This window comes from Gemmatimonas groenlandica (genome assembly GCF_013004105.1).
Taxonomy (GTDB): Bacteria; Gemmatimonadota; Gemmatimonadetes; order Gemmatimonadales; family Gemmatimonadaceae; genus Gemmatimonas; species Gemmatimonas groenlandica.
In genome coordinates this window covers 2860948-2887799 of the sequence record NZ_CP053085.1, presented here as the reverse complement: position 1 = coordinate 2887799, position 26852 = coordinate 2860948, and the positions used below count along the sequence as shown (strand labels likewise).

The window sequence follows — 26852 nt, the reverse complement described above, 5'->3', positions numbered from 1 at the left end:
AGTCTCCTCCCCCAAGGGAAGAGACCAAGGTCGCGTCGACACGAGGCTGGCGGAGGGCCTCGCAGGAAAGCTCCCAAGTGCGCAATTCATCTTGGTGACTCTGCGCAATTTCATACTGGTGATGACATACTGCGAGGCAGGGAGACGATCCAGAGTGCAGCGTCGCTCGGATCATGAAAGCAGCGGGCCTGCGCGGCGAACTGCGGAGGTTCGCTGCACCGAGTGTAGACGTACACCCAAATTCCCGCACCGATTGGAGTGACCCCTCTTGGTTGGACAATCAGGGGGCTGAGATTTGACCGGATGAAAGGATGAGCGCGTGAACGGCCTCGAAGGCATTCGGTGACCGATAGTTCAAGGCAGAGTGCTGCCGCTTGTTGTTGTAGGTGCTCTCCAGGAAGTGCGGAAGGTGCGCAATGACGTCGGCCATGGTGCGGTAGCCGCGCGGATAGATCTATTCGTGCTTGAGCGTCTTCATGAAGCTCTCGACGTGCGCGTTGTCGTACGGATTACCCGCCCGTGACATCGAGCCCAAGAGCCCTGCCTCGGCGAGCCGCTCTCGGTAGCGCCCGGACGAATATTGCGAGCCGCGGTCAGAGTGGTGCACGCAGCCTGGCGGTGGCTGCCGACTTTCGATCGCGGCGTCCAGGGCGGCAAGGGGGAGGCGCGCGTCGAGTGTCGGGCCAATCGCATAGCCGATTACCTTGCGCGAGAACACATCCAGTACGACCGCGAGAAAGACGAAGGCCCGCTCGAGCCGCACGTAGGTGATGTCGGATACCCAGAGTTGATTTGGGCCCGTCGGGATGATCTCTGCCCGGAGATTGGGATACCACGAACCGGATACCGAGTCCGGCTCCGCGACGACCCATGGTCGACGGCGAGCCGACGGGGGCGGAGCATCGCTTGCGTGACGCGCTGCACGCGCTTGTGATTCGCGCGGTGTGGCCCGGCGCGCAGCTCGCGGGTGATGCGCCGGTACCCGTACCCTGGGAAGTCGCGCTGCACCTGCGCGATGGCGGCTCGGAGGTCGGCATCGGCCTTGCTCGCGGACTCGTCTCCTTCGCGTGGCCGCCGGTAGTAGGTGCTCCGCGGCAGCCCGATCATGCGACATCCTCGTCGGGCGCTGAGGCCGTCGGCCCGGAGATGATCAACGACCGCCCGCTGCTCGTCGCGGGGGCGGCGATGAGCCCCCTTTTTAGCAGGTCGATCTCCATGGTGAGCTGACCCACCTTCCGCTCGAGCGCGGCGATGTGCTGCGCCGTTTCGACCGACTCTTCCTCGCGCAGCAGATCGAGCGAGAGCTCGCCGGCGTGATACTTCTTCAGCCAGTAGTGCACCAGCGAGTGATCGACGCCGGCCTTGGTGGCGAGGCCTTTGAGGCTGCCCTCACCCGCGAGGTACGCCTCCACGACCCCGAGCTTGAACTCGGTACTGAACCGTCGGTACGTCTTGGCCATAGATCCTCCGAGGGGCTGCCTCGAAGGTCAAACCGCGCCCGCCATCTGTTGAGCCGCTGGGGGTCACTCCAATCCGTGTCGGCGCGCGACCGGCAGCGATAAGGGCAAGACGGAGCGGGCGGTGCGCACCGCCCGCGTCGATGTCGCCGATCTCTTTGTGCACGACTGGCCCGACCTGCCCACGCTGCAGGCCGCGCTGGACGAGCGCAGTGCCGAGTGGCATGCGACGCGGCGCTGTCCGATCACGGGTTCGCTGATCGCGGAGGCCTTCGCGCACGAGCAGCGCCTGCTGCAGCCCGTGCCGACGCTCCATGAGCTCTTTGATTGCGTGGTAGCGCGGCGCGTGAGTCGCGACTACCTCGTGAGCTTCGAGGGACGTCGCTACACGGTGCCGTTCACCTGGGTCGGTCGCACCGTCGACGTGCGCGGCACCGCGCAGCACGTGGTCGTGTGGGGCGACGGCCGCGAGGTCGCGCGCCATGCGCGCCGCACCGCGGCGCGCCTCGTGATCGACGAGGCGCATTACGGCGGCGCGAGCACGAGCGAGGTGCTCGCGCCGACGCCGCTCGGGCGTCGCGCGCAGCAGCAGCTGGCCGCGACCGTCCTAGAGCGCTTCCCGGCGCCGTCGACCGTCGCTCGCCCGATGGCGCAGTACGTGCACCTCCTCGACGCCCTCGCGGGAGAGCCATAATGAGCACGCTCGCCAAGCGCGCCACGCCGCGCCCGACGATGTCCGCCGCCAGCGGACAGACCACACTCGATCCCGTGGTGGCCAAGCTCACCACGCTGGGGCTTGAGCATCCCGCCCTGGTGCTGCCGGAGCTCGTCGAGCAGGCGGCGCGCGACGATTTGAGTCCACTCGCCTTCCTCGATCTCCTGCTGACGAGTCAGCTCGAGCGGAAAGACGAGCGTCGGATCACGACGATGCTCAAGCTCTCGGGCTTACCACCGGGCAAGACGCTGGAAGCGTTTGATTGGGGCTTTCAGCCGAAGGCGGATCGTCGCCAGATCGAGACGCTGGCGACGTGCTCCTATCTGCGCGAGAAGACCAATGTCCTGTTTCTCGGGCCGCCGGGTGTTGGGAAACGTCACTTGGCGACGGCCCTTGGCGTCACGGCGATCAAGAACGGATTCAGTGTCGCGCACTTCGTCCTCGATGATCTGATGCACGTCCTGAAAGCCGACGCCGCGACCCCGCCCGCCCGCTTGCGGGCGCGGCGCTACTTCAACTGCGGCTTACTGATCATCGACGAAATCGGCTTCCGTCCGCTCGACCGCATCGAGGCGAATCTCTTCTTCCGACTCGTCTCGACGCGCTACGAACGCGGCTCCATGCTGCTCACGTCGAACAAACATATGCGCGACTGGCCGGAGATCTTTGCCGGTGATGAGATCCTGACGACCGCGATCCTCGACTGCCTGCTGCACCACGTCGCGGTCGTCCACATCGACGGCCAGAGCTACCGGCTCCGCGAACTCGGCGCCCTGCTCAGCCCCACCAGGGAGGGCGCGCGAGCGGAGACCACCCGCTCAGTCTGATTCCCGGCGACTGCGGGAATTTGCCTGTTCATCAACTGCGGGACTTTGGGTGTACTTGCGCACCGAGCGACAAGCACCGATACCACCGCCAAACGCGCGCAGGAATTGGGCCAGCGGCAATGCCATTCCGAGTATCCGAATCGGCAGCCGGAGCGCTTTACCTTCGTCGCAACGCGACGCGGCCTTGCTCATGTCGCCTTGCGCCCCGTCGTCAGCAGGCGCGCATCACGATGCGGAGCGGCCCAGTGGCCGACGCGTTGGAGCCGGCCTCGCACGACCAGAAGCTCGAAGGACATATCGCCGTCCAGCCGGCCCTCGGACCACAACGTAGGATGTACGGGGGCTGCGCGGCGGCGGATTGTGCTAGGCCCTCAATTCGCCGTTTCGAAGAAGTCCCTCGTATGGGCGCACGGCGAAGCTGCCATGTGATAGTTCGAACGCGAAGCGATCCGTCTGTACGGACCGTGGCAAGGCCGAGGGGGAGCTTGAAGTCACGATCCTTGAATGGGTCCGCTGGCTCAGCTCTAGGTAGAGCTTTCTGAAACCGCCTAGCGATGCTCTGCCGGCGGCAGTTTGGGCGTGGTTCTGCTCACTTCACACCAGCGAGCCTTTGGGTGTGATCCGCGCAACCTGCCTGCTAAACGCGCGGCGCGATTCAGAACGCCTCGCATTCGGGTCATGCGCTTGACGGGAGAGTCTACGAGAACACTTATTCCAACTGTCTTGGCATGCGGCCCCCGATCTCGAATGGGTCGCCACTTCGACTGCATCGCGAACCGCGATAGCGAATCGGTAAGCACACTTGGTTTATCCCGAGTCTTTGACATCTCATTCGTTCAGCGCGGCGTTTCGGCGGAAGAACAGTGACCAATAGATCACTGTCGAGTCGGATCGCCGGCTTCGGTGCGCTTAGGCTCTTCGTGCAGGCCGTCTCTTGGATCTCGACGCTTCTGGTGCTGAGGCGTCTCGGGCCCGCTGACTATGGAGAAGCTGGCTTCGCCCTCATCGTGTCGGGGTGGAGTGCAGCAATTGCGACTCAAGGTATGCCGCAGCTCGTCGTCGCTGATTCGCTCGACGACGGCCTCGCTGCAGCCGCCCACCAGTTAGTGGTGCGGCGATCCATCCTCGTGTTCGTCTGCGTGCTTCTCTCATCGCCCGTTATAGCCTGGCTGCTAGGTGTACAGGGAAGCGCGGCAGTGCTGATGATCGCCAGCCTCGGTATTCCAATCGAAGCGTTCCGTGCTGTCCCATACGCGGTGCTCCAGCGTGATCTAAAGCTGCGCGAAGTAGGCATCATCGATGCCACGCGCGCGATAGCCGCGTCCGGCGCATCCGTGGCCATTGCGTACAGTTGGGATGGGCCATCGGCTCTTATCATCGGTCCACTTATAGGTGCACTTCTCGCTTCGGCGATGTCCGTGCGATTGACCGGCCGATTGCAGCGGGCCGGTTCAAGCCTCAGCACTGAGCAGCGTAAGACGGGAAAGCGGCTCTTTATCGAGTCTTCGATCTGGATGCTGAACAGCAATGCGGATCAGATGATCGCTACTCGCGTTCTGGGTACGAGTGCGGCCGGGCTTCTCGCGCTTGCAAAGACACTCGCCGCGCTTCCATCAGAGAAATTGGCCGCGATGATCATTCCTATCGGAACTTCAATTCTTGCGTCGAAGCGAGACGACCACACAGAGCTAAGGAGGGTGCTCGTCACGCTAGCGGAGGGAATTGCGATCGTCGTTGCAATTCCGTTAGCTGTGATTTGCGTCTCTGGCGATACGGTTATCATCCCGGCGTTGGGAGAAAAGTGGAGGCCGGCGATCGGGTTAGTGTGGATTTTGGCTCCCTTCTACTTCGCAAACTCTGTCACAGCAGTGCTCCCTCAAGCGCTATCCGTGACTGGCAATACCTTGAATTCGCTACGAATTCGCATCGCCCTTATCGCGTTCACGATTCCCTCACAGATTGTTCTCTCACACTTTTTCGGTATTAGCGGAATGGCATGGGGATCACTGGCTTCGATGCCAATCATCTTTCTGCCGGCGCTCCGCATACTGCACGTCTCGATTGGGCTCCGGTCACTTGACTTTGTGATTCCGATTCTGCGGGCGATTCTAGTGAGCACCATGGTGGCACTCGGATTCCACTACTCTATGTTGCACCTTCCGCACGCTCTCTCGTTGGCTCAGCGCACGGTTGCGAGTGCGGGTGTTGGAGCACTCCTCACCGTATTGGCCTTTTGGCAGTTGCGGTCGCCCGTGATTGCGCAGCTGATGCGCGCAATCGTCCCATCCTCCCTGCGCCCTCGTGGTGAGACATGAACGCCGAGTAGTTTTCCGAGAAGCCGATAGGGGCGTAGTTCGCGTTGGGACTGGTACTTCGAGTGCACTTTGGGGGCGCAGCCAAGCGATTTAGTTTAGTACCTCGTGGTGACGTCGCCGCGGTCACTCCTCCCTTATCGAGCGTCTCGCGCCCAGACGTCTTCAGGTATCGGAAATGGCGAATCTCGGTCCTAAGGTATCAGTCTACTGGTGAGCGTGACGCGCTCGTCTCGGCGTTCAATCAAAGGTTCCCCTGTAGAGCGTCAGTTTGCAGATGCGATTTGGGGTTCGGGCACTCGAATCTCAAATCACACTTCTTTGAGAACCACTTCTGGGCCAATCGACGACTTCGCCCGCCGCGCAGGTGTTGAATCCGACATGCTAAGGCGTTACCGGTTGCTTACACTCGGCGTCCAGCCAATCTCCTCAAGTACTGTTTTGATCGTGTTACGCTTCCATCGAGCCCTCTCGCCTTTGTCGTCAGACTGGCATCGCTGCGCGAGTCCTCCGCTCTCACGTGGTTTCTCTGCGGAGCGACTTCGGTGAGAGGTTCTCGAGAAGTGAATCAAGCGTTGGTGCCCGACGGCAAAGTCTTGAGAGGATCGGTACGCGCACAGGCTTCCTGCCATCACCGTTTCGCAGATGGAGCAACATGCGAGTAGCACTCTTGTCCGAGTCCAGCGCACTTGGCGGTGCGGAAAGAATGTTGATGCTTCTCGCTCGCGGCCTGCGTTCGCGAGGCGCGGAGGTCGCGGTAGTGGGCCCGCCCGGAGCATCGTGGCTCCAGAGTTCCGCGATGGCTTCGGATATCGAATTCATTCCGGTTCATTTTCGCCCGGGGCACGTTCTAGCCGGCTCACGACTGCTCCGCCGGTCTATGAAGAACTTTGCTCCCGACCTCGTTCATGCACACATGTTCGGCATGGGACTGCTGGCTGCTCTAGCAAACGTCCCCGCAGTATCTCCTCTAGTTATCACGCTGCACGGTGGTGGCGGCGAGCTAGTTGGGTGGAAGCGTCGACTCGCACTTTCGTACGCAATGCTGGCAGCGGATAACGTAGTCGCCGTGTCAGAGGCGCTCCGAGATGAGTTGCAGCGGCAAGTGCCTTTCCAACCACGAGAGATTCGCGTCATATATAACGGTGTACCGCAAAGTCAAACTCTCTCAGATGGAGCAGCCGACGCTTACGCTGCATTAGTAGCTAAAGGAAAATCGGTCGTCGCCGTTGGCAACCATCTTCCCGTGAAGGGCCACCTAGTTCTTATCAACGCCATGGCGCGTTGTAAGAATAGAGATTGGCATCTTTCTATTGCCGGCCGGAGGACGGAGCACACCGATGATCTGCTTCGGGAGATACAGAAGTTTGGATTAGCCGATCGGGTTTCGCTCCTCGGGTCGATACCCGAGCCAATGTCTCTTCTGCGGACTGCGGATCTTTTTGTGATGCCATCCCACAGCGAGGCAATGCCGATGGCACTACTGGAGGCGATGTCCGCTGGAGTTCCGTGCGTGGCGACTAGGGTTGGCGGAATTCCTGAAGCGCTTGATGGATTGGGAACGCTCGTACCACCAAACAATCCAGTTGAACTATCGATCGCTATCGACCGAGCGCTTTCTCGACCGGAAGATGAGAATCGATCCGCGGGCGTAGCGCTCGTGACAAGGGTGCGCACTAAATTTGGAGTAGATCTGATGTCGGAAGCATACGAGCTGCTTTTCAACGAGACGCTGTCTAAGTCCCGGTAGTCTTGCGGTAGAGGCGGCATTCAGGTGAATCCTCAGTACCCAAGATTCGGCAAGTGCCGTGAGGCGCCGACTAGCTGCTTCGATATTGAGTCCTGGCAAAGGGACGTTCGAGAATGGCGATGCAACGTATTCGATCTTCTCGTACGCCGACTAGTTCGAATGATCGGCTCGGCGGAAATCAACCGCTATACTCCTTTGCTCCTTTTGCTTGCGGAGACACAGAAGATCGAGGTACCATCGCCGTTCACTTGCCTGCGTAGGAAGACTACGGGTGAGTCAGATATAGCCTTTCCAGAGTTGTGCGTTCGAGGAGACAGCTACACGTTTTGAGTGATTTCGTACGAGGAAATCAGCTGCTAGAGAGAGGCTTGTGAAGACTCCTGAGACCATCCCACATTCGCTCGCCCTTGTCTTAGATGCGTCCGGTAACAGCGGGCCACTGCGGCAGCAGAAGGCGTTGCTCAAATCGTTCGCTGCTGCGGGCGTACGCTGTATTTACATTCGAGGCGTTCGCGCAACTTTGCGGGATCCAGACACCACGAATGAACTCCACGATGCGGCCGTCAGAACAGGGAGCGTCACCGACGGGTACCGGGGAATATTCAACGCGATTAGTGAACTCTCGAACCTGATGTCAGCGAATGATTGCCAGATCATGCAGACGCACGGAAGTCGAGCTGCTCTGCTAGCGTTCGGCGTTCGGTGGCTCTTTCGAAGGAAAGTTAGATGGATCGCGTTCTTTCACGGCCTAACCTACGAGTCATGGCGAGTTCGACTGCTCGACAGGTTGGCCATTGTCGCGATGCACTCGGCTGATCAGGTTGTTGTGGTGGCAGAGGCGCAAAGGAACATCTTCGCGCGTAAGAACGATGTGCAGCATGTTCCAAATGCCGTTTTAGATACCGTTTCGGTCGAGTCAAGGAGTGACGATCGGGAGGGTCTTGTGTTCATCGGCCGGCTAAGCCCGGAGAAGAACATTTACGGCCTCTTGAAGGCGATGTCGCAGCTGCCACCGGAAGGCCGCAGCAATTTGCGGATCTATGGTGACGGTCCGGAATCCCGCTCGCTCGCCGGCTGGATAGACGAAATGGGTCTGAAGGAGCATGTCCAGTTTATGGGCACGTCAACGGACGTTCGCACGATCCTGATGCGCGCTCGGGCCGTGGTATTGCCTAGCCTTAGCGAAGGAATGCCCAATATTCTGCTTGAGGCAGTCGCCGCGCGCTGTCGAGTAGTCGCAACGCCGGTGGGAGATGTCCCAAGGATTATGAATGAGCACAGCGGAATCGGCACCTTGGCGAGCGGTACTCAGGAGCGAGACATCGCGGCGGCCATCTCAGCTGAACTGACAGGTGAGCGAGAGTCTATCGAAATGCGCGAAGCAATCGAATTACTTCGCACGTTTTCGCTCGAGAATAGGGTTCGCCTATTGAGCGAGATCTACCTAAAGACTCTCCGACCAGAGCAAGCCTCGCGCTAAAGCTCTTCCTAGTTCGCGTTGGACGCTAAGTATTCAACTCTCAAGCGGTCATAGCTCAACGACGGCGAAGCCCGCGCACCAGTCCGACAATCCGCGCGCAGTAGAATACATGTAGAAGGAGAAGTTGCTGAAGCCCATTTCCAACGCGCCCGCCGATTCGCAGCCGATATACGAGTGTCGCCACTGGAACAGCATTGAGCAAAATGAAAGTTAGCAAGAACCGATTCACTAGTGCGCTCGCGATGCATATCAGTAGAAGAAGGATGTGAGCTAGAGTCATGAGGGTCGGTCTATTCATGGCCTTCTCCCCGCTCGCCTTTAGCATGCCAAGGCCGTACCACACCTCCTTTCTAAAGAACGCTGCGATAGTCTTGGGGTTATCCAAGTGAACAACGGATAGTCGCTCGTCCCGATGGATTTGATAACCGGTTGACACAAGTCGTCTGCAAAACTCATAGTCCTCACCAGTCTCGAAATCCTCTGGAAAGCCGCTTATTCTCTCGAAAGCCTGGCGGGTCACGGCGATGCTGCCAGAGTTTATGAAGTGCGTGACGCCCGAGCGCTCGGCGACATTGAGCAGGTACCACTGCCACTCCACCCAGGTCCCGTCATCAGGTGGACGGACGGGATAACCGACGGCATCAGCTGGCGTGCTTCCGATAACGACTTCTACCATCGCCAAGTAGTTCGTCGGAACAACGATGTCCGAATCAAGAAAAACTAGCAGGTCGCCCTGAGCGTGACGCGCTCCAGCATTCCGAACAGCCGAGATGGTCGAGGCGCTTGAGTAAAGGACACTCGCCGTTCCCTCGAACGATTGCGCCAACTCCCTGCTGCCGTCCGTCGATCCATTCTCAATCAAGACAATCTCAGCGGCGCCGTGCTCTGCACAGGCTAAACTCACTGACGTGAGTGCACGCGAGAGGAACGTGACTTTATTCTTGATCGGGACGATAATGGAGACACGCGGGTTCATACGTTGCCTAGCGGATGAGGATGTGGCGAGTGCCCAGAGTCGCCGTAGATGGAACCGACGGATGAGGGCCAGCGTAGCTGAACCATTCCACGACCATACTAGATTGAGCTATCCGACGTCGCACGATGTCGCTGCAGTCACAGTTTATAGAAAATGGGGTGATGCCCGATCGTAGCGTGGATAGGAACGTCGGTGCTCGCGATTCGGTGTGCCGAAACTTGAACTTAATGAGAGTTCCACTCGTCACAATTCCAACGCATATTCTCATTCTGTCCGCCGCTGCCGCACGCACGTTTCGACGGAACTGCAGCAGCAGTCGCAGGGCCGTCGATCGAGTGATCCTGAGGCCCGGTGGCGTTGGCGCAACTCAAGCAAAGAGCGCAGCCACTTGCACTTCCGGCTGCACGGTCAGGGGACTGCTGATCGCGTATATCTCGAACATCTCGAACATGCCGCGACACTGTATACTGTACGACGCGAGCCGTTCCGTGACAAACGGCGACGCCGCAGGGCGGGTAGCCAAAGGGCTCGACAGCAGGCCGGTGAACTAGATCGCAACGGCTTCGCCCACTTCTGCGGTGCGCTGCATCGCCGTTCACGCGCTGAGTGGTGTCTAGCATTCCGCTCACGCGAAGGGGCTCTTGTCTTTGGAAGTGCTCAAAACACGGGCCTTCGAGTCAGATAATGCTCGCTCTGGCTTCGCCGGTGCGAGTACCGGCGAAGCCGACGACCCCCTAAGAAAACCTAGAGAGGAAGACCTCTTGTCGCGCGGGGAGCGCCGCGCGGCGATGCGCGCGCGGCTCAACGCGGTTACTTCCGAATGCTATCCTTCCGCGCGCGCGGGAACTTATCGCTGAGCTGGTCCGTGTACTGTCGCTCGCCGGCACCAACGTAAATTTGACGAGGACGCGCAATCTTCTGCTCCTTGTCCAGTATCATCTCTTCCCATTGCGCCATCCAACCCGACACGCGGGCGACGGCAAACAGAACGGTGAAGAAGTCCGTCGGGAACGCCATGGAGCGATAGATAAGCCCCGTGTAGAAGTCGACGTTCGGATAGAGCTTGCGCGCAATGAAGTAGTCGTCGCTTAGCGCGATGCGCTCGAGCTCAAGTGCGATTTCCAGGTCCTTGTCCATGCCGACCTGAGCGAACACTTCGTCGGCCAGCTTCTTCACGATGCGGGCGCGCGGATCGTAGCTCTTGTACACGCGGTGACCGAAGCCCATGAGGCGATGCTCGCCCTTGCCGCTCTTCACCGACTCGATGAAAGCCGGAATATTCTTCTTATCGCCGATGTCGCTGATCATGCGCAGCACGGCTTCGTTCGCACCGCCATGCAACGGACCGAACAGCGCCGCGATACCGCCGGCGACGGCCGAGAACGGGTCCACGCCCGACGAACCGATGGCGCGCACCGCACTGGTGCTGCAGTTCTGCTCGTGGTCGGCGTGGAGAATGAACAGCACTTCGAGCGCCTTCACGAATACCGGGTTGGCCTCGTACTTGGGCTCGGACATGCGCGCGATCATCGACAGGAAGTTCTCGGTGTAGCCGAGATCGTTGTCCGGATAGATGAACGGCAAACCCTTCACATGGCGGTACGCAAAGGCCGCGATCGTGGGCAGCTTCGCCATGAGGCGAATCATCGAGATGTAGCGCTGCTGTGGATCGTGGATGTCGCGCGCCTGCGGATAGAAGCTCGAAAGAGCTGCCGTGGCGCTACACATCATCGACATCGGGTGCGCGTCGTACCGGAACCCTTCTAGGAACTTCCGGATGTTCTCGTGCACGTACGTGTGGAACGTGATGTCGTGTACCCACGTATCGTACTGCCCCTGGTTCGGCAGTTCGCCGTGTCGAAGCAGGTATGCAACTTCCAGGAACGTTGCGTTCTCCGCGAGCTGCTCGATGGGATAACCACGATAACGAAGAATGCCCTTGTCACCGTCGATGAACGTGATAGCGCTGCGGCACGACGCCGTGTTCATGAATGCGGGGTCGTAGCTGAGCATTCCGAACTCCGACGCCTCCTGCTTTATTTGCCGAAGGTCGACAGCGCGAATGTATGAGTCGCCCTCGGGACCCTCCGTCTGAATCCGCGCCGAATAGCTTATACCGCTTCGCTGATCGAGCATCTGAAGGTCGGATGCGCCAGACGGGTCTTTGGGCGGATTAGACGTGCTCATCGACGATGGACTCCCTAGGAGGTAGTAGGACGCAGGTGGAACTGACGCGTTGAAACTAACACGCGCCTCGGCACACGCGCAGCGCGCTGTTTGGCGTGGTCTTCCTAGGTGAGAACGTTCAGGGCGACAGCGACTCAAGACGTGGAGAGGAGAAAATCGAAAGGGATCCCCGTCAGAGCTACCTTAAGAACATAAGTGGCAATAGGTTACACATCTTCTCAAGCGTCGACTTTCATGTTGCAGCCCGGAGGGTAAGTGCGTCTTCATCACGTTGGGTGGGTTACGAAGTCGACTAAGGTCGCATCCGATCGCTTCGCAAGAGAAGGCATGACCGCTCTGGGACACCCCGTGCCAGACCCGGTACAACGCGTGATAGTGCAGTTCTTCGTGGATCCGGTCGGACTCATCTGGGAAACGGTGTCGCCACTCGAAGATGTGGGATCATCGCCGCTGTCGTCCAGACTTGCCCGAGGCGGCGGCCTCGACCATGTCTGTTTTGAACTCGATGAAGACGATGGGTCCTTGGAGGAAGTGCTCTCCCGCCAAGTAGACGGGGGAGGCACCGTGGTCTGCGCGCCAGTACACGCCGCCGCCTTTCGCCGTCGAATAGCATTCGTTGTGCATCGTTCGGGAAGGCTTCTAGAATTTGTGGAGCCACGCGCGCAATCAGATCCGTATTGATGCGAGAGGCTCGAATTCGCTAGCTGCGACCGCGCATTTGCTGAATGCCGAGTCGACTTTCACCTGCACTCGCCTGCTAAACATGGACCTCGGAGCATCTTCAAAGGCAATTCTGCGTAACGGCAAGAAGTTACGCCGGCAGCTTCGTGAGCTTCCAAATCTGCGGGAATTTCGCATCGCAGTTCTTGGAGGATCCACAACTGATGAGTTTGTGGACTTTCTCGAGATTGAGCTGCTGTCCAATGGTATTCGACCGACGTTTTACCAATCCGAGTACGGCGCCTACTTCGAAGAAGCCGTGCTCTCGCCATCAACCTTAGCTGCGTTCCGACCGCAGCTAGTCGTCGTCTACACCACCGTTAGGAATATCCGACTCGACGATGACTACGGAGCCTCGGAAGAGCGCTTTCAACAGCGACTTGAGGCAGAGTATCAGAGATATGTAGCGATTTGGGATTCAATCGAACAAACGATCGGTTGCGAAATCATCCAGAACACTTTTGACCCGCCCCTCTACCGAATACTTGGAAATCTCGACGCCTCCCATCCGGCTGGCGCCGTAAGGTTTGTCAACGCGCTCAACTGCCGCTTTGCCGAAGCAGCAGCAAGCCGGTCCAGACTTCGCCTGAACGACCTGTCCTCGCTCGCTTCGCAGCTTGGTGTCGAACAATGGCGTGATCTGCCTCGATGGTTTTCGTACAAGTTGGCACATACTCCGGCTGCGCATCTCGAGATTGCGAGATCGGTGGGCGCATCGATCACGAGTGCGCTGTTTGGTTCCAAAAAGTGTCTCGTACTCGACTTGGACAACACGCTTTGGGGCGGAGTAATCGGCGACGATGGAGTGGACAAGATTCGCCTCGGTCGCGAATCCGCAGACGCGGAGGCGTTCGTCGAGTTTCACGAGTATTGCCTTCGGCTTAGAAGCAGAGGGATTTTGCTCGCGGTCTGCTCGAAGAACAATCATGATATCGCGATGGAAGGGCTGCGTCACCCGGACTCAGTTCTCCGACCTGAGCACTTTGCCGCCATTCGCGCTAACTGGCTTCCAAAGGATGAGAACATCCGCTCAATCGCCGAGGAACTCAACATCGGCGTTGACAGTCTTGTGTTCGTCGACGACAACCCGGCGGAACGGGCGTTGGTAGCAGCCCAGTTGCCGACGGTCGGCGTCCCTGAAGTTGGAAGCGATGTATCGCAGTTCGCAGCCGTAGTCGAAAGCTATAGGTTCTTCGAGACCACCGCAGTTTCGGGCGAGGATCTGGTTCGTTCGAGTCAGTATCAAGCGAATACTGAGCGAGTGCTCGCTGGGGCCGCATACCAGAACTATGGCGAGTATCTATCCTCGCTGGAAATGTCGGCGGACATCGGCGGATTTAAGGCGCCGTACTTGGAGCGCATCGCTCAGTTAGTCAACAAGACAAATCAGTTCAACCTGACTACGCGGCGACTATCGCATTCTGAGGTTCTTGAGATTGCCGCAGACTCAACGCAGGTAGCGATCTACGGACGACTCGCAGATAAATTCGGCGACAATGGCCTCGTGACTGTCGTACAGGCGCGCGTACTCGACGGCGTCGCCCACGTTGAATTATGGTTGATGAGTTGCCGCGTACTGAAGCGCGAGCTCGAAGCGGCTATGCTGGACGTGTTGGTTGAGCGTTGCGCGGTCGCCGGGGCTTCTGCTATTCATGGGTTGTATATACCGACCGCAAAGAACGCGATGGTCGCAGACCACTACAGTCGCCTCGGGTTTCGAAAGGTCGAAGAGGAGCGGACGGACGGAGCGACGAATTGGTACCTTGAGGTCGCTGGCTACACCCCCCGAAACAAGCACATACAAATCGAACGGAGCGCGTGATGGCTGAAATTCTGCAGCAGTTGCAAACTATTTTTCGCGACGTTCTCGATAACGATTCTGTCAGCATCTCGAGGGCGTCGACTGGTGAGACAGTAGAGGGGTGGGACTCCTTGGCGCATATCAACATCGTCGCGGCGGTCGAGGATGAGTTTGGTGTTCGCTTCGCCCTTGGAGAGTTGCAAGAACTGAAGAACATCGGCGACATGATCGACCTGATTTTGCAGAAGCAGGGAAAGCTCGCATGAGCCTCGACTGATGGCGATAGAGCTTGGTGCGTTAGGCCACGTCGCGCCGGGGGGCGACACTCGTCGTGTCCTCTCCGTAGCGCTGATTGGCATGCTATGGATGATTTGCTTCGAACTGGGGGTGCGACTCGATGACCGAATCAGGTTCGGCACCCCCGTATTTTCGCCGTTTCATTCGCAGGGGCAGCTCACCATTCGGGACGTCGATGGCATGCACGGAAGGCCCCACGCAAGCTATCGAAAGTGGGTACTGAATAATCACGGAATGCGAGGCCCTGACTTCGAACTGGCGAAGGCCCGGGGTACGTTCCGCGTGGCGACTATCGGAGCGTCAGAGACGTTCGGACTTTATGAGCCTGCGGGGAAAGAGTACCCACGGCAACTCCAGGATTCTCTTGAGAAAATGCGCCTCGATGGTCGATGCAAATGTGTAGGCGTCGGGCGATTCGAAGTCATCAACGCCGCTCTTCTTGGGATGTCTCTGCCTACAGTAGTGCAGGATGTGTCGCTGAGGCTTGGCCGATTCTCGCCAGATATGATTGTGTTGTATCCGTCGCCCGCTCAGTATCTCGAGCAAGCGGCGCCCGCGCCGGCGAAACCTGACTCATCGGTTGGTCGCAATCAGCAACCACCGCTTTCATGGTATGTATATCCGCGAGCGATCGATCGAATTCGCGAGACAATCAAGCAGTCGCTGCCGGCCTCTGTTCTTTTTGCCGCGCGATCGATAGATCGTGCTCGTTCACGCGGGAGCCAGGTACCCGAGAGTGAGTTTCGCGAAGCGCCACGGGAGCGACTTGCCGCGTACGAACGCGATATGAGCGCGGCCCTCGACGCCATCAGCGCGGCCCGTGCTACTCCCTTCGTGGTTACGCACGCCAATGTCTTCGGTGGCTCAAGAGGAGAGAGCCGCGATATGCTCGTCGCCTGGCTACGCTTTTATCCGCGGGCTACTGGAAGGGTTCCAATTGAGTTCGATAGCCTAGCGGCAATCTCAACGGCCCGCATTGCCAGAGAGAAATCGGCCATCCTTTTCGACTGGAATAGCCGGGTACGACAGCTTCGCGAGAACCCCTTCGAAGACTTTGCGCACCATAACGAGTGGGGAAGCGGCGTGCTTGCTGGAGGACTCGCTAGTGAGATCGTCAGCTCCATAGATTCGTCCAATTCGGACGGAGCCTCTGTTCCTCCCGAAATTCGCTGAAGAAAAGTGCCGCTGAACTCTCTCGCTTTCCTACTCGCCTTTTTGCCGCTCGTTGTACTTGTGTACCGAGGTCTGCGGGCCAAGGGTCACTCAATCGCGGCTCAGTGGTTTCTCGCGGTATCTTCGGTGTGCTTCTATGCATGGGATGAGCCAGCGTTCGTGCCTCTCCTCGTGCTTTCGATTCTGTTCAATGCTGCGATCGCTGCAGCGATCAGAAGTTCAATCGATGGGCGACGAAAGCGATTTCTTGTGGTGGGAATCGTAGTAAACGTCAGTGTCTTGGTGCTATTCAAGTACACTGGCTTCATCGCTGACTCAGCATCGCGCGTTGGGCTGCACCTTCCGGCAATCAAAGTTGCGCACTTCCCGCTTGGATTGAGCTTCTTTACGGTTCAGCAGATAATGATGCTGATCGATTGCTATGAGCGCCTCGTGAACATTCGTACACTTCGAGAAAATTTCTCGTTCGTTGCATTCTTCCCGTCGCTTCTTCTTGGGCCGATTGCTCGAGCTCGAACGATGCTGCCTCAATTGACCGGGGAGACCTGGCAGCCGGAGCGTACTGCGGAAGGCCTGGCTCTCCTAGTGCTTGGACTCGCCAAGAAGGTCATTCTGGCGGACAGCCTCGCGGTGGTTTCGAATGCGGGCTTCGGCACTTCCACCACGTGGAGCACCGCAGACGCATGGCTTGCGAGCACCGCATACTCGCTTCAACTCTACTTTGACTTTAGTGGTTATTCGGATATGGCTATAGGAGCGGGCCTGCTGCTTGGCATTCAGTTGCCGCTCAACTTTAACGTACCGTTTAGGTCCAGATCGATCGCGGAGTTTTGGCAGCGATGGCACATGACGCTCACGTCCTTCATCAACACATATCTTTTCACGCCGATCATTCGTTCGATGGGGAAGGCGACGTTGTCAAAGTCGTTCATTGCCACCTTTTTATCGATGCTGATCGCCGGGTTGTGGCACGGGCCGTCCTGGACCTATGTCCTGTTCGGCGCGCTGCATGGCATAGCATTGATTGTGAACCAGTATTCCAAGAAGCGTAAGTTGAAGCTGCCATCCGGCGTGGCTCTCGTTGCTACACTGATCTTCTTGAATACGGCATTCATAGTATTCCGCGCTCCTAGCGTGCGCTTCGCCTTCGACGGTATTCAAAGTCTCATTCCATTCGGCGCGAGATCGTTCGATCTGGGTGCGTGGACGCGTGAACTCTCATTGATGCCTTCAGTGGCCCTCATGCTCGCTGCCGGAGCGACGTCATACTTCGGTCCAAGCTCTCAAGAGCTAGCGAAAACGCTAGCAACAGGTCCAGCGACGCGCCGGTTGGCATTGCTCTTTGCACTGAGCGTTGTAGCGATGGTAATGATGACATCGGGCAGGCAAGCGCAATTTGTGTACAACCAATTTTGATGGCGTCAGGTGCATTTCATTCGAGCGTTGACTCACGCTAGTCGGACTTCGAAAGTAGCTCGTGTTCCACCAGTTCTCCGTTTCTCGAGCTTCAGGGAGCTGCCGATCTCACCTAATAAGCGATCGCAGATCAAGAGCCCCAATCCGTGAGTCGCTCCGCCGCCATCAGCGAGGCAGCTGCTGTAGCTGTCGAACGCGCGCCTCGAAGCGACTTCAGAAGGGATTCCTCTACCTGTGTCATCTACATGAAACGTCACTTTCTGCATATCGGTGGCTTCTGCTGAAATAGTGACAGTTCCGTTGTCTGTATTTTTTAGCGCGTTCGTCACGAGATTGAGCAGCACACGATACATGATGTCGGCGCGTCCGTGTCGAGTGTCCGCCTCCGGACCGGCTATTCGAAGAACGAGCCCTCTTTCCTCGGCTATAGGCTGGACGAGTCGGACTACCGAGCGAAGCAACTCCGCAATCGAGAAGACGGCGGTGTTGTTTCCACGAGCAGCGCCCCCTCGTGCAAATTCCAGCGCGTCATTGGTCATCGCAACGAGACCAAATGTGGCTCCGTAAAGGAGACTCAGCTGTCGTTCTTGGGTAGGTGTCAGCGGTCCTGAGCTCCCGCTTCGAAGCTGCTCGACGATTACCATCATAGAGCTGAGAGGCGAGCGCATGTCGTGCGTTACGCCAATCAACAGGTCGAGCGCACTGGATGGGTCTGAGCGCTGGAGGTCGGCGCGATCGGCGGCGTCCTGTTCAACGTCAGGATCGTGATCGGCCAGCGCAGCGGCACCCTGCGCCACGAGTGCCGCGATGGACTCCGGACTTACATCGGGCCGTGTGTCGTTCTCAGGAGCGACCGCCGGCATCGGCTTCGCTTTGGCTTGCATCAATCCGCGGCCCCCGATAGCACATCCCGCCGGAAGCCGTGCTTCTCCATGAGGCGGTAGAGAGTGGTTCGGTCGATGCCCGCCAATCGAGCCGCCTTCGACATGTTCCCGCCGGCCCGTGTGGTCAATCGCGACAAGTACTCCTTCTCGAAGTGCGCGATCAGGTTGTCCTTGGCGGTATGGAACGCCTCGTTCATGATCGCTGCCGGCAGTCCGGATTCGACGCCAGCGACGGGTGCCTCGTCGTACACGGGAATGTCGCCCGGGTCGATCGGGCGCCCAGCCTCAGCGATCACGGCCACATGCTCGATCACATTCTGCAGCTCGCGTACGTTACCGCGCCACGGACGGGACTGCAGGAAGGTGATGGTGTCGGCCGTGAGCGCCGGAGGCGGCCCGCTGGCACGGTGACGTTCCCACGAGCGCTTCAGGAAGAACTCGGCCAGCAGCGGAATGTCTTCCAGTCGCTTACGCAGCGGCGGCAGCTTGATGGGTACGACGCGCAGCCGATAGAACAGATCTTCACGCAGCAGCCCCTGCTGTACCGCTTCTTGCGGGTCGCGGTTGGTGGCCGAGATGAAGCGCACGTCCACTACGGCGTCTTGCGTTTCGCTGCCCAGGCGGCGAACCACGCCGTCTTGTAGCACGCGCAGCAGTTTGGCTTGGAGTGGCATGGTCATCTCGGTGAGCTCGTCCAGAAAGAGCGTGCCCCCGTTGGCCACTTCCAGAAGGCCGGCCTTATCGCGATCAGCGCCCGTAAAAGCGCCTTTGCGATAGCCGAACATTTCCGATTCCAGCAGGTTGTCGGGCAGGGCCGCACAGTTGAGCGGCACCAGCTTGCGCGCCGTGCGGCGGCTATGTCGGTGAATGAACTGCGCGATCATTTCCTTACCGGTACCGCTCTCGCCGCTGATCATCACCGACGCGTCGGTGGCAGCGACCTTCTGCGCCAGCTCCACGGCCTTTTTAAAGGAGGCGGACACACCAAGCAGAGCCATCGGCTCGCCTGCGCCGTTCTGGGTCACCAGACTCGGCTTGATCTCCTTGGTGTCCTTGGTGCTGGCGGCGGCATGTGCTGCTCGGCCGATCAACACCTGCAGGTGCGAGGCCGAGAACGGCTTCGGGAGGTAGTCCCAGGCACCGGCCCGCAGCGCTTCGATGCTGCTCGCCACGCTTGGGTTGCCCGTCATCACCACCACGATCACGTCCTTATGCGCTTCCACGGCGGCTTTAAGGACCTCCATACCCGATATCGGGGTCATGTAGAGGTCCACCAACACCAAGTCGAACTTACGCCGCTTCACCATGTCAATCGCTTCTTCACCGCGTCCGGTGGACGTGACCGCGTGGCCGTCCATCTGAAGCACCGACGCGCAGCCTTCACGGAGCGTCCGATCATCGTCAACCACGAGGATGCGGAGCCCCGTTCCTTTATCAGGAACGGTTGCCGAACTGCTATCGGAGAGAAATGGATCAGTCATTGCGTATGGCGGCGTGCGGTGGGGCGAACAGACGGTACAGAGTAGGTCGATCGGGCGCGGGCGTTTCGTAGCTGGCAATCAGGCCGTCGAGCAGGCAGACGAGGCTGAGTGTCGACTGTCACCGCCGGTGCACTAAAGGTGATGCGTCACTCCGACAAACCGAGGCTTCCGGGCAACGGTTTTCCGAAAAAGGAAGCTACACCGCGACGGTTCATCGCACAGGATGGTCGAAATATGGTGAAGAATCTCGACAGTCAAGCTAATTTCGTAGACTGGTCTCGACAGTCATCGTGTCACGACCGCCACAGCAACAAAAAGGTCACAACTCATGTGGCAGGCGCGCATCGTTACTTCATGTGGTTTCGGCGCACAGTGTTGCGCGAGAGATTCATAAGCCGTCAGTAGCCAGACATTTGTCAGTCTTCAGCCCGTATTCTCAATGTCCGGTCAGCAGATCCAGCCCGTAACGACGCGCGAAAACGCGCTCGACAATTTTCAGGATGGCGCACCACCCGCGGATTGGGGTGGTGGGCAGGATGCTACCCCTGAGCCCAAGGGGCCCAGCCTGGCGCGGTATGTGGGGGCCGTCAACCGCTTCAAGTGGTTGATCCTGCTTTTCGGCGTACTCGGCGGTGCCGGTGGGTACGCGGCGACCAAGTTCATCGAGCCCGAGTACGAGGTCAAAGCGACGATCCTTCTCGAGCAAGGCACAGGTACGAATCAGGATGGCGCCAATTCGCGCGGTCCTATTCAGGCGGAAGAGCTGTTGAAGGCCTCCGGTTGGCAGGACCTGCTCAGGTCCTTCGCAATCGCGGACCCGGTGGTTAACGATCTGGCGCTGTTCGTGACACCCAAGCGCGTGTCCGATAGTACGATGTTCCGCGCCTTCCGCGTGGCGCCGGATCAGCAGCGCTTAAAGCCAGGCACGTACGTGCTGACCGTTACGGGTACGACGTATTCTCTCGCGATCAAGCTCGGTCCGGAGGTTGAGAAGGGCGCCGTCGGCGACTCCGTCGGTCGTGTAGTGGGCTTCCTTTGGCAGCCGGCAGCGCGGACACTTGCCGGTCGCAAGGATATTGAGTTCGATGTGCAGACGCCGCGTGAAGCGTCGATCGCCCTCATCAAAAAGCTTCGCCTCAGCCTTCAGGATGGAAGCTCGTTCCTCTTCCTAAATCTGACCGGTGAGAACGCACAGCGAACCGCGGCGACGCTGAACGCCTGGGTTGAACAGTTTGTGGTTGTGGCGACAGCGTTGAAGAAGAAGAACATCACTTCAGTGGCGGCAATTCTAGAAGGTCAAACGCAGTACGCCGCGGAGAATCTCTCGAACGCCGAAAATGCCCTCGAGAGCTTCCGCGTTCGCACTGTTACCGAGCCCAACGAACGCCAGTCGATCACCCCCGGCATCGAGATGACGAACAGTCCGGTGTTCGAGAATTATTTCCGCGACCAGATCCTGGCCGACAGCTATAAGCGCGATCGGCAGGCCCTCGAGGGAATTTTGGCGAAGGGCCGGCAGGCTGGCGGAGTGATCACGCGTGAAGCGGTGTTGTCGATCCCGAGTGTGAACACGGATCCTGCTGCCGAGAATTTGCGCCGAGTACTGGCTGACTTTGCCGACCGCGAGCTTTCGCTACGAAAGCTACGCGAAAGCTACACCGACGAACTTCCCCGAGTGCAGAATGAAATAGCGGCGCTGGCATCGCTGCGCAGCTCAATTCCGTCCGTGCTCGAATCGTATCTCACGCAGCTCAAGCTGCGCGAGCAGACCTTGGTGAGCACGATCGATCAGAGCAGCAAGGACTTACGCAAGATTCCGACGCGAACCATTGAAGAGCAGCGCCTCAAACGTCAAGTCGCGCAAAGCGAAGAGCTTTACCGAAGCCTCAACATCAAAGCTGCCGAAGCCAAGTTGGCCGAGGCCGCCACTATCCCTGATGTAAGCGTGCTCGACCCGGCGGTGGCGCCCCTCAAGCCAACGCGTAACACGGCACCGGTCATTATTCTTGGAGCAATCGGTGCGGCGCTAGCACTCGGTGTACTGTTGGCGATCGTCCTCGATCAAGTTGACAAGCGCTTCCGATATCCCGAGCAGGCCACCGACGATCTTGGACTGTTCATCTTGGGCGTCGTCCCGGTGATCAACACCAAGGGCAAGCGAAAGTCCGCTGACGAGGCGTCTCAGGTGGTCGAGGCGTTCCGCACCATTCGTATGAATGTGCGCTATGCTGCCGATCCGTCGCGCCCGCTCGCCATGACAATCACCAGCCCGGGACCGAATGACGGAAAGTCGCTGATCTCGTCGAATCTGGCGCTGTCGTTTGCTGAGGCCGGTGCGCGCACGTTGCTGATTGATGGCGATATCCGCCGCGGCGAGCTGGCGAAGACGTTCGGTACACAGTCGAGACCCGGCCTCGTCGAGTATCTAGATGGGACGGCGTTGATTGCTGAAGTGCTCCATCCGGCAACGGCGCATCCGAACTTGACCGTGATGCCTGCTGGTGCCCGCCGGAAGCGCGCTCCGGAACTATTGGCCACTCCGAGACTTCAGCAGCTGATCAACCAGATGTCGGCCGAGTACGACGTGGTGATCGTCGACTCCCCGCCGCTGGGCGCCGGTTTCGATGCCTATGCGCTTGCCACGGCTACCGGCAACCTCGCGCTCGTGCTCCGCGCGGGCACAACTGACCGGAAAATGGCTGCGGCCAAGATGGCCACCGTGGACACGCTGCCTGTTAGGGTAATGGGAGCCGTGCTGAACGGCATCAAGTTGACCGGCGTGTACGAGTACTACTCGTACTATCAGGACTACGCGGCGCAGGACGAGGAGCCGGTTGCGCGCATTTCCGACGGGTCGGCTCGATCGGACAAGCCCCTTCCCGCCAAGATCAGCTAACCATGACTCACTTCGTGACAATTCTCACGGGAATGCGCATGCTGTGTTGCACCCGCGCCGCGGTTCGTGGCGTACTCTTCACAATTGTCGTGGCTTCGGCAGCTCCAAGTGGAGCGCAGGACGCACCGTTAGGCGGGCCGCAGCGGGCGACACGAGCGGCGCTTGCCGAACGTGTCGCGACTTTGGAGCAAAAGTCGAGCTCGGGTGGTCTCTCAGGTTCTGCCAAGTCCCGGGCTACGGCTGAGCTGTCGGCGATTCGTATGCGCCTGCAGCAAGGTGACTTCCGAGTTGGGGATCGCTTTGTCATCACCCTTCGGCAGGACTCCGTACGTTCCGATACGGCTTCCGTTCGGGACAGCCTCAAAGTGTCCGTCGCCAATTTGCCGGACGCCTCGCTCGTCGGTGTACTCCGTTCCGAGCTGGACGAGCGAATGACCGCTCACGTGGCGAGGTATTTGCGTAACGTGTCGGTCAGGACCAGCGTCTTAACACGCGTTGCCATCCTTGGAGCCGTGCGGACGCCGGGATTCTATTACGCATCTCCCGATCGGCCGATTAGCGATCTCGTAATGGTCGCCGGCGGTCCCGCTGACCAGGCAAACTTGAACGAGCTTGAAGTAAGTAGAGGGACGGCCAAGCTTCTGTCCGTAAAAGATTCAAGAAAGGCCGTGAAGGATGGACGCACGCTAGAGCAACTCGATGTGCAGTCAGGAGACGAGGTCAAGATTCCGATCAAGAAGAAGATCAATTGGCAGATCGTGATTCAGAGTATGCTCGTGGTCTCTTCTCTGTTCTTTGCTGGCCTCCAGTTTTTGCAGTGGTATTACAACCGTCAGGACCAATAGGCACTCCCCGATGGACATGGATTTGCACGCTTCGATTATCCCTTTTTCGACTGGCTCACGTGCGACAACGCCTCGGCGATCGCGCTTGACTCCAGCGGAATCGGTAGCGCGCGCGAGCACGGGACCGTCTGATGACTCCGACTGGCCGGCGCTCGCGTCAACGGGACCGCAGGACGACTTCGAGCCGCGGCCGCGCTCGGAGACCGCTTCGCGCATCTTCAATTGCGCGATAGCGGTGCTGATGTTGATTGTCGCCTCGCCGATCATGCTACTCACCGTGATAATGATCCGCCTGACGTCACGGGGGCCGGTGCTTTATACGCAGATTCGTGTGGGCATCGATCGTCGCTGGAATCGCACGCGTGCGTTGCATGAGCGTCGTCGTGAAGACCTTGGCGGAAGCCCGTTCACGATCTTCAAGTTCCGCTCGATGCGCGTGGATGCCGAGATCAACGGGCAGGCAGTGTGGGCCAAGAAGGACGACGACCGTGTGACGCCGATCGGCAAGTTCATGCGCAAGACGCGTATTGATGAATTGCCCCAGCTGCTGAACGTGATTCGCGGCGACATGAACATTGTAGGCCCGCGCCCAGAACGTCCGTCAATCTTCGTGCGTCTTCGCGAACAGATCGACGAGTATCCAGTTCGTCAGCGCGTCAAGCCCGGCATCACCGGTCTCGCGCAGGTTTCGAACCCGTACGATTCCTGCTTGGACGATGTTCGAAAGAAAGTCTACTTCGACATCCAGTACATGAAGCGTCAGTCGCTCGGTGAGGACATGCGAATAATGCTCAAGACTATCCCCGTTATGGTCTTCCGCATCGGATCGCAGTGATCGAGCGGGTCAGCTACTTCAGCTGACCCGCTTTGTTTTCTTACGCAGAAAGTCCATCAGTACGAACTGCCCCAGACTCATCGTGTTCGTGAAGTACGCCTTGCCACGGCTGATCTCGCTCATCCGCTTGACGAACTCCACGAGCGCCCGATCCCGAGCCAACATGAACGTGTTGATCATGATGCCGCTCTTCCGACAGGCCGCGACTTCACGCAGGGTCTCGGCGATCACATAGCCGTCGAGCCCCATCGAGTTCTTGTAGATCTGGCCGTCGGGCATTGTCAGCGCGCTCGGCTTGCCGTCGGTGATCATGATGATCTGTCGCATGTCCTTCTTCTGCGACATCAGGATGCGCCGTGCGAGCTTGAGCCCCTCGGCCGTGTTGGTGTGGTACGGCCCCACCTGACACTTGGCCAGTGTCGCGATCGGGATCTCCTCGGCCGAGTCGTGAAAGAGAATCACTCGGATCGTGTCGCCGGGGAACTGCGTCTTGATCAGGTGCGTGAGCGCCAACGCCACCTTCTTGGCCGGCGTAAAGCGATCCTCCCCGTACAAGATCATCGAGTGAGAACAGTCGAGCATCAGCACCGTGGCACAGCTCGAGCGATACTCCGACTGCCGCACCATGAGGTCGCCGTAGTCGAGATCGATGGGCACGTCGAGATTGCCGTTCCGGGCCAGCGCGTTGGCGAGCGTGGCCGGCACGTCGAGGTTGAGCGCATCGCCGAACTCGTACGGCTTGCTCCACGCGTCCGACTCCACGCCTGTGCTCAGCTGCGGGGTGTCGTGACTGCCGATGCTGGACTTGCCGAAGGAACCCATCAGGTGCCGCAGCGTCTTGAAGCCTAGGAAGTCGGTGCCTTTGTCGGTGAGATTGAACTGGACGTCCTTGGCAGCCGCCTGGGCGATTGAACCCTTACCGGTCACCGGCTGATGCCCGGCGGGCACGGATCCGGCCTGGTCGGTGCTCAGGAAGCCGTCCTGAATGAGGCGCTGCACGAGCCCGTCCAACAGCTCGGCCAGCTTCTCCTCTGACACCTCGTCCCCCTCGCCGCGGAGCGCAGAGAGCATCTCGGGCGTGATCTGTCCGCTCTCGATGAGGGACCGCAAAATCGCATCCTTGAGCGAGTCCATCGACCGGTCACCTTCGCCCTGATCGGCTCCCCAATGCCCCTGCTCCCCACCAGCAAAACCGGACTGAAGGAGGAAATCGGCGAGCTGGTCGAGAAGGGACTGCAGATCCACGGCGTCAGCCAGCTGTGGATTGAACTTGGTGTACGTGTGGAACCGCATCGTCCGCTCTCCGAGCTTGGGAAATCGCCACACTTCCTTTACGCATGAAAACGGCCGCACGATCCCAGAAATCCAAAAGCTTTGGTGATTCTCGACATGAAACTGTGCAACATGTTGCGACGGCGCATCAAAAGTGTTGCTTCACAGCAGACAAATTACAATTCTTTAGTGCTAAAGTATGCGTATCATATTGATCTGTTTGAAGTTGCATGACCTGGCATGGCGGGAACGCTACATGCTGCCAACAAGTTAGAGTTTCCTCAAAAACCCTTTAGGGACCATTAAAATGACTTCACGATCCTTCGTGGTACGCTGCGCCAGCGTCGCATCCGTGCTCGCGGCCGCCGCCTGCGCCGACTCGCCAACGGCGATCCAGGAGCCTTCGTCGACTATTCGCGGAACTCCGAGTTACAACATTTCGCCGACGTCGACCGGAGCGTTCTTTAGCTTTACCCAGGACAACGTCGGACCGGAATTTTGGGATCTTCAGCCGTCGATCGACGGAGAGAAGTGCAACATCGGGTTTTTCGCGATTGGCGACTTCGGTCCGAACTGCGCGTATGAGCGACCCGGTACGAGCCTCTACAGTGGTGGCTTCAGCGGAGGCACATTCCTCGGGACGAACCTAGGCGCGCAGTCTGCGAACTTTACGCTACCGGCCGGTACGTACAAGGTCTCGTTCCAGGGCGGTCTCCGCGGTGCGGGTACCGGTGGCGCCCCCGAGAATACAATTGGCTACTACACTGGCGCGGGCGCCGGAAAAGTGTTCACGCCGTTCGCAGACGTGAATGCCGGAACCGTTGCAAACATCACGGTTGCCTCGGAGTGGGGATTGTACATCTCGCCTGGCGCAGCCATCTCCGACCCATCGTCGTCTGGCGCTTGTGCTACGACGGGGACTGGCCAGTGGTGCAGTGGTGAGGGCAAGAACATGTGGGCGATGTTCAAGTCCGCCAACGGCCTCAAGTATCTGTTTGGCGTCGAGGATTCGCCTGATGCGACCGTTGACTCGGACTTCAACGACCATTTCATCGCCTTCGAGCAGATCCTGATTACTTCCGTCGGCACCGGCCGCATGACCGGCGGCGTCACCATTCCGTCGGATCTCTATCGCAACCTGAAGGTGTCGCTCACGATTCACTGCGACAACAAGCTCTCGAACAACATCCAGATCAACTGGAACAACGGTGAGAACTGGCACCTCGATAAGAACTCGCTCAGCGACATTGTCTGCCAGAAGGTCGCCGATCCGCGTCCTCCCGTGGCCGACATCGATGTCTTCACGGGCAATGCGACGGGTACGCTCAACAACCAGCCCGGTTCGAAGTTGAGATTCACCTTCTTCGATCGCGGTGAACCCGGCCGCGAAGATCGGGTCAGCTTGAAGATCACCGACCCGTCGGGCAACGTGGTGCTGGATGTCGTCAACGCACAGGTGAAGACCGGCAACCTGCAGGCACATATCGATCAGCCGCATAAGTAGTAGTTCTCGGCGCCGCAGTCTGCT

General features: G+C 58.9%; 22 protein-coding genes. 14 read left to right on the top strand and 8 right to left on the bottom strand.

What is annotated here, in order from left to right; all coding sequences use genetic code 11:
- Positions 1-454: 454 nt before the first annotated feature.
- From HKW67_RS22785 to HKW67_RS12180, 3 genes are read right to left on the bottom strand one after another with little or no spacing between them, the layout of a single operon-like run.
- The gene (locus HKW67_RS22785; protein ID WP_425486255.1) at positions 455-808 is read right to left on the bottom strand and encodes a DDE-type integrase/transposase/recombinase; all 354 of its coding nucleotides are present in this window, start codon (positions 806-808) and stop codon (positions 455-457) included.
- Positions 700-1107 (bottom strand): IS3 family transposase, encoded by a 408-nt coding sequence (locus tag HKW67_RS22780; protein ID WP_171225646.1) that lies wholly within the window; start codon positions 1105-1107, stop codon positions 700-702. Before HKW67_RS22780 ends, HKW67_RS22785 begins: the two co-directional genes overlap by 109 nt.
- Positions 1104-1460 (bottom strand): transposase, encoded by a 357-nt coding sequence (locus tag HKW67_RS12180; RefSeq protein ID WP_171225645.1) that lies wholly within the window; start codon positions 1458-1460, stop codon positions 1104-1106. Before HKW67_RS12180 ends, HKW67_RS22780 begins: the two co-directional genes overlap by 4 nt.
- A gap of 121 nt (positions 1461-1581) precedes the next feature.
- On the opposite strand from HKW67_RS12180, the gene HKW67_RS12175 reads away from it, so the two are divergent.
- The 5 genes from HKW67_RS12175 (at position 1582) to HKW67_RS12155 (ending at position 8541) form a co-directional block, all read left to right on the top strand.
- Complete coding sequence (locus HKW67_RS12175) at positions 1582-2151, top strand: Mu transposase domain-containing protein (RefSeq protein WP_171225644.1); 570 nt, start codon at positions 1582-1584, stop codon at positions 2149-2151.
- On the top strand, positions 2151-2999 hold the full coding sequence (gene istB / locus HKW67_RS12170; RefSeq protein ID WP_206044401.1) for an IS21-like element helper ATPase IstB: 849 nt from the start codon (positions 2151-2153) through the stop codon (positions 2997-2999). Before HKW67_RS12175 ends, istB begins: the two co-directional genes overlap by 1 nt.
- An 863-nt stretch (positions 3000-3862) precedes the next feature.
- Complete coding sequence (locus tag HKW67_RS12165; protein ID WP_330998903.1) at positions 3863-5314, top strand: oligosaccharide flippase family protein; 1452 nt, start codon at positions 3863-3865, stop codon at positions 5312-5314.
- A 652-nt stretch (positions 5315-5966) separates the two neighbouring features.
- Positions 5967-7061, top strand: coding sequence for a glycosyltransferase (locus tag HKW67_RS12160; protein WP_269141190.1), 1095 nt, complete (start codon positions 5967-5969; stop codon positions 7059-7061).
- 370 nt (positions 7062-7431) lie between these two features.
- Complete coding sequence (locus HKW67_RS12155) at positions 7432-8541, top strand: glycosyltransferase family 4 protein (RefSeq protein ID WP_171225641.1); 1110 nt, start codon at positions 7432-7434, stop codon at positions 8539-8541.
- Between the two features lie 55 nt (positions 8542-8596).
- Here the strand turns inward: HKW67_RS12155 and HKW67_RS12150 are convergent, their stop codons facing one another.
- Together HKW67_RS12150 and HKW67_RS12145 are read right to left on the bottom strand one after the other, a co-directional pair.
- On the bottom strand, positions 8597-9517 hold the full coding sequence (locus HKW67_RS12150; RefSeq protein ID WP_171225640.1) for a glycosyltransferase: 921 nt from the start codon (positions 9515-9517) through the stop codon (positions 8597-8599).
- An 810-nt stretch (positions 9518-10327) separates the two neighbouring features.
- A complete protein-coding gene (locus HKW67_RS12145; RefSeq protein WP_171225639.1) occupies positions 10328-11704 on the bottom strand; it encodes a citrate synthase in 1377 nt (458 codons plus the stop codon).
- A gap of 255 nt (positions 11705-11959) precedes the next feature.
- Here HKW67_RS12145 and HKW67_RS22775 point away from each other — a divergent pair, with 255 nt between their 5' ends.
- From HKW67_RS22775 to HKW67_RS12120, 5 genes are all read left to right on the top strand, one after another.
- Positions 11960-12385: a VOC family protein gene (locus HKW67_RS22775; protein WP_171225638.1), complete on the top strand. Its 426-nt coding sequence runs from the start codon at positions 11960-11962 to the stop codon at positions 12383-12385.
- Positions 12386-12467: 82 nt separating this feature from the next.
- Complete coding sequence (locus tag HKW67_RS12135; protein WP_171225637.1) at positions 12468-14246, top strand: HAD-IIIC family phosphatase; 1779 nt, start codon at positions 12468-12470, stop codon at positions 14244-14246.
- Complete coding sequence (locus HKW67_RS12130; protein WP_171225636.1) at positions 14246-14491, top strand: acyl carrier protein; 246 nt, start codon at positions 14246-14248, stop codon at positions 14489-14491. Before HKW67_RS12135 ends, HKW67_RS12130 begins: the two co-directional genes overlap by 1 nt.
- A gap of 10 nt (positions 14492-14501) precedes the next feature.
- Positions 14502-15695, top strand: a complete 1194-nt coding sequence (locus HKW67_RS12125; RefSeq protein ID WP_171225635.1) for a hypothetical protein — start codon at positions 14502-14504, stop codon at positions 15693-15695.
- Between the two features lie 159 nt (positions 15696-15854).
- The gene (locus tag HKW67_RS12120; RefSeq protein WP_171225634.1) at positions 15855-17111 is read left to right on the top strand and encodes an MBOAT family O-acyltransferase; all 1257 of its coding nucleotides are present in this window, start codon (positions 15855-15857) and stop codon (positions 17109-17111) included.
- Positions 17112-17143: 32 nt separating this feature from the next.
- Here the strand turns inward: HKW67_RS12120 and HKW67_RS12115 are convergent, their stop codons facing one another.
- Positions 17144-17995, bottom strand: coding sequence for a sensor histidine kinase (locus tag HKW67_RS12115; protein ID WP_171225633.1), 852 nt, complete (start codon positions 17993-17995; stop codon positions 17144-17146).
- Positions 17995-19476: a sigma-54-dependent transcriptional regulator gene (locus tag HKW67_RS12110; RefSeq protein WP_171225632.1), complete on the bottom strand. Its 1482-nt coding sequence runs from the start codon at positions 19474-19476 to the stop codon at positions 17995-17997. Before HKW67_RS12110 ends, HKW67_RS12115 begins: the two co-directional genes overlap by 1 nt.
- A 439-nt stretch (positions 19477-19915) precedes the next feature.
- On the opposite strand from HKW67_RS12110, the gene HKW67_RS12105 reads away from it, so the two are divergent.
- Genes HKW67_RS12105 through HKW67_RS12095 form a run of 3 tightly spaced genes read left to right on the top strand, consistent with a single transcriptional unit; the run spans position 19916 to position 24052 of the window.
- Positions 19916-22372 (top strand): polysaccharide biosynthesis tyrosine autokinase, encoded by a 2457-nt coding sequence (locus HKW67_RS12105; protein ID WP_171225631.1) that lies wholly within the window; start codon positions 19916-19918, stop codon positions 22370-22372.
- A gap of 14 nt (positions 22373-22386) precedes the next feature.
- Positions 22387-23217 (top strand): polysaccharide biosynthesis/export family protein, encoded by an 831-nt coding sequence (locus HKW67_RS12100; protein WP_171225630.1) that lies wholly within the window; start codon positions 22387-22389, stop codon positions 23215-23217.
- Positions 23168-24052 (top strand): sugar transferase, encoded by an 885-nt coding sequence (locus tag HKW67_RS12095; protein ID WP_171225629.1) that lies wholly within the window; start codon positions 23168-23170, stop codon positions 24050-24052. The genes HKW67_RS12100 and HKW67_RS12095 overlap by 50 nt, the downstream gene beginning before the upstream one ends.
- Before the next feature lie 18 nt (positions 24053-24070).
- Here HKW67_RS12095 and HKW67_RS12090 read toward each other — a convergent pair whose 3' ends face one another.
- Positions 24071-25345 (bottom strand): vWA domain-containing protein, encoded by a 1275-nt coding sequence (locus HKW67_RS12090; protein ID WP_171225628.1) that lies wholly within the window; start codon positions 25343-25345, stop codon positions 24071-24073.
- Between the two features lie 286 nt (positions 25346-25631).
- On the opposite strand from HKW67_RS12090, the gene HKW67_RS12085 reads away from it, so the two are divergent.
- Positions 25632-26828, top strand: coding sequence for a hypothetical protein (locus HKW67_RS12085; RefSeq protein ID WP_171225627.1), 1197 nt, complete (start codon positions 25632-25634; stop codon positions 26826-26828).
- Positions 26829-26852: the final 24 nt, after the last annotated feature.

Excerpts from the sequence above, each read along its gene's own strand:
- HKW67_RS12130 (WP_171225636.1), top strand. The coding sequence starts at position 14,246 with ATGGCTGAAATTCTGCAGCAGTTGCAAACTATTTTTCGCGACGTTCTC.
- HKW67_RS22780 (WP_171225646.1), bottom strand. The coding sequence starts at position 1,107 with ATGATCGGGCTGCCGCGGAGCACCTACTACCGGCGGCCACGCGAAGGA.
- HKW67_RS12180 (WP_171225645.1), bottom strand. The coding sequence starts at position 1,460 with ATGGCCAAGACGTACCGACGGTTCAGTACCGAGTTCAAGCTCGGGGTC.
- HKW67_RS12105 (WP_171225631.1), top strand. The coding sequence starts at position 19,916 with ATGTCCGGTCAGCAGATCCAGCCCGTAACGACGCGCGAAAACGCGCTC.
- HKW67_RS12145 (WP_171225639.1), bottom strand. The coding sequence starts at position 11,704 with ATGAGCACGTCTAATCCGCCCAAAGACCCGTCTGGCGCATCCGACCTT.
- HKW67_RS12085 (WP_171225627.1), top strand. The coding sequence starts at position 25,632 with ATGACTTCACGATCCTTCGTGGTACGCTGCGCCAGCGTCGCATCCGTG.
- istB (WP_206044401.1), top strand. The coding sequence starts at position 2,151 with ATGAGCACGCTCGCCAAGCGCGCCACGCCGCGCCCGACGATGTCCGCC.
- HKW67_RS12115 (WP_171225633.1), bottom strand. The coding sequence starts at position 17,995 with ATGCAAGCCAAAGCGAAGCCGATGCCGGCGGTCGCTCCTGAGAACGAC.
- HKW67_RS12090 (WP_171225628.1), bottom strand. The coding sequence starts at position 25,345 with ATGCGGTTCCACACGTACACCAAGTTCAATCCACAGCTGGCTGACGCC.
- HKW67_RS12110 (WP_171225632.1), bottom strand. The coding sequence starts at position 19,476 with ATGACTGATCCATTTCTCTCCGATAGCAGTTCGGCAACCGTTCCTGAT.
- HKW67_RS12160 (WP_269141190.1), top strand. The coding sequence starts at position 5,967 with ATGCGAGTAGCACTCTTGTCCGAGTCCAGCGCACTTGGCGGTGCGGAA.
- HKW67_RS12125 (WP_171225635.1), top strand. The coding sequence starts at position 14,502 with ATGGCGATAGAGCTTGGTGCGTTAGGCCACGTCGCGCCGGGGGGCGAC.
- HKW67_RS12150 (WP_171225640.1), bottom strand. The coding sequence starts at position 9,517 with ATGAACCCGCGTGTCTCCATTATCGTCCCGATCAAGAATAAAGTCACG.
- HKW67_RS12135 (WP_171225637.1), top strand. The coding sequence starts at position 12,468 with ATGGACCTCGGAGCATCTTCAAAGGCAATTCTGCGTAACGGCAAGAAG.